The organism is Pseudomonas shirazensis (assembly GCF_050496565.1).
Taxonomy (GTDB): domain Bacteria; phylum Pseudomonadota; class Gammaproteobacteria; order Pseudomonadales; family Pseudomonadaceae; genus Aquipseudomonas; species Aquipseudomonas shirazensis_A.
Window position 1 is genome coordinate 1 of record NZ_JBNWAE010000036.1, and the last position, 2,587, is coordinate 2,587.

A 2,587-nucleotide genomic window follows, 5' to 3' on the forward strand; every position below is an offset into this window, starting at 1 on the left:
CCTTGTGTCGCGAAAGGGCTGCGGAGCAGCCCCAGCAGGCTAAAGACGAGTCAAAGACCTTAGACAGTATCCACCTTCAACGAATGATCATTGAGCATGCCGTTGATGATGGTCGCTGTATCATGCCCCGATGCAATCAGACCGCCCGCCCCCGCCGTTACCCCATAGTGCTGGGCAAGGTCGACACCAGCCAGATCGATGGTCTGGCTCGGTGCCGCACCGGCCACGCTGCTGACTTCGATGGTCGAGACTACCGCGCCGCCCGCTGCGCTGACCTTGAAGTGCAGGAAGTCATCCAGTGAGGCCGCCGCGCCGCCATCGCCCTGCAGCAATTGCGACAGGTCAAGATGATCAGCGCCTGGGGTGAAGTCAGTCACAGTGTCGTGGCCGGTGTCACCCTTCTGCCAGACGAAGGTGTCGTTGCCGCCGCCCCCAGTCAGCAGGTCATCACCCCGACCGCCAATCAGCACGTTGTCATTGGCGTTGCCAATCAAGGTGTCGTGGTAGTCCGAGCCGATCAGGTTGTCGATCCTGACCAGGGTGTCCAGCCCACCGCCGCCAGTATCCTGCTGGCCCACCAGGTTAAGGTCGACCACTACGCCTGCCTTGGCCGTGGCATAGCTGACGGTATCGATACCGTGCCCGCCCTCGAGCAGGTCATTGCCTGGGCCGCTCACCAACACCGCGTCACCTTTGCCATCCTCCGCCGCCAACAACGTATCGGCGGTCAGCGCGCTGCCAGTGCTGTCTGCGTGGTAGACGATGTCTGCTGTGCCAGTTGCCGGGGCACTGCCAACTGCCTGGTCGACAGGGCGGCTCTCGCTTTGCACATTGCTCGAATCAATCAGCAGGCTGAGCTTGAAGCTGTCCTGCGCCGGGGCAGTGCTGTCGGTCGTGCTGGTCAGCTGGATGCTGTACAGGCCATCGTGGCTGGCGGTGAAGCTGCCGCCGTCTGCCATTGGATGATAGCTGCCCGCTGCGCCTTTCCATACCATGAGCAAGTTGCCCGGCGCGCGATCGTGGTCAAGGGTGAGCGTCTCGCCCTTGCGCAGGGCCACCGTGTACACATCCTGCTCACCGGCGTGGCTGCCGCCCATCTGCGCCAGATAGCCGGCGACCACCAGTGCGGAGGTCATGGCGCCGCTGTTGGCAGCGAACGCGCTGCGAGCAAGCTCCTTGAGCGAACCGGTGGCTTTGTGTTCGTCAACGTCGAACCGGATCGGCGCCGCTTTGTCAGTGGCCGCCGAGCGAGCACCAACAGCTCCATCAGCGCAGCCCGCCTGACTGGCGTCCTGGACGTTGAAGGTCACCGTCGTGGTGCTTTCATCACCGTCGGCGTCACGGATGGTGTAGACGAAGGTGTCGGTAGCTCCAGCCGGTGACACGCTGTCGGGGTTGGCGTGATAAACGCCATTACCGTTGGCATCCAGCGTCGCGTAGCCATAAGCGCCCTGCACCTCAGTGCCGAGTTGGCCCACAGCAGAGGTCGAGGTGTCGCTGCCAGCGCGGATCCCGATCACATACTGGCCAGCGGCAGAGACGTCGGCGCCAATCACGTCATTCCACAACAGATTGCCGGTCACGCTGCTGCCTTCGACCACATTGGCGAAGTCGCAGTGGGCTTGGGGCACGTCATCGACAATGCTGACGACGATGTTGCTGGTAGTGGTGTTGCCGAGCGAGTCCTTGACCTGATAGGTGAAGGTTTCGGTGACGATGTTGGGGCCATCGTTCTGCTGCGGCGAAGTGCTGGCAGGCGAAGTCAGGGTATAGGTGTAAGAACCATCGCCGTTGACCTGGATCTGGCCGAAATGGCCCTCGGCATTGCCGACCAGGCTGTAGGTCAGGATGCCTACGCCGCCGCTCACAGCGCCAACCAGGGTGCCGCTGGCTGTTTCGGCGGCCGATCCCGGCTGGCTGCCGAGCACAGTGCCGGGAGCCAGGTCGTGGCAGTCCTTGTTCAGGTCCAGAGCGTTCTCATAGACGGTGATATCGTGGTCCGGTGTCGCCACCATCTGGCAGTTGAGCACGTTGATACTGACCGTCGCGGTGCTCTGGTCACCGTCGGCATCACGGATGGTGTAGACAAAGGTATCCGTGGCGCCCTCTGGGGCATTGCTGTTCGGGTACGAGTGGTAAACCCCGTTACCTTCAGCATCGAGGGTGATGTAGCCGTAAGTGCCCTGGACGTTGACGCCGAGTTGGCCAGAGGCAGGCGTGGAGGTATCTGAACCGGCCCGCACACCAACCACGTATTTGCCGTCGGCAGAAACATCCGCGCCAATCACATCATTGAGCAATACGTTGCCGCTGACCTGCCCACCCATTTCTACACGAGCAACATCGCAGTGCGCCTGCGGCACATCGTCAACGATGCTGATGACAATGTTGCTGGTGGTGGTATTACCGAGCGAGTCCTTGACCTGATAGGTGAAGGTCTCGGTAATGACGTTCGACCCGTCGTTCTGATGGGTCGGCGAATTCGCCGGCGAGGTCAGGGTGTAGGTGTAGGAGCCATCAGCGTTGACCTGGATCTGCCCGAATTGCCCTGCAGTATTGCCAACCAGGCTGTAGGTCAGAGCGCCTA

At 61.7% G+C, this 2,587-nt stretch carries 1 protein-coding gene; it reads right to left on the reverse strand.

Features of this window, described 5'->3' with window-relative positions; genetic code table 11:
* Nucleotides 1-59: 59 nt before the first annotated feature.
* On the reverse strand, nt 60-2,587 hold a 2,528-nt coding region (locus ACQZ2L_RS25000; RefSeq protein WP_430328305.1), incomplete at its 5' end, for an Ig-like domain-containing protein.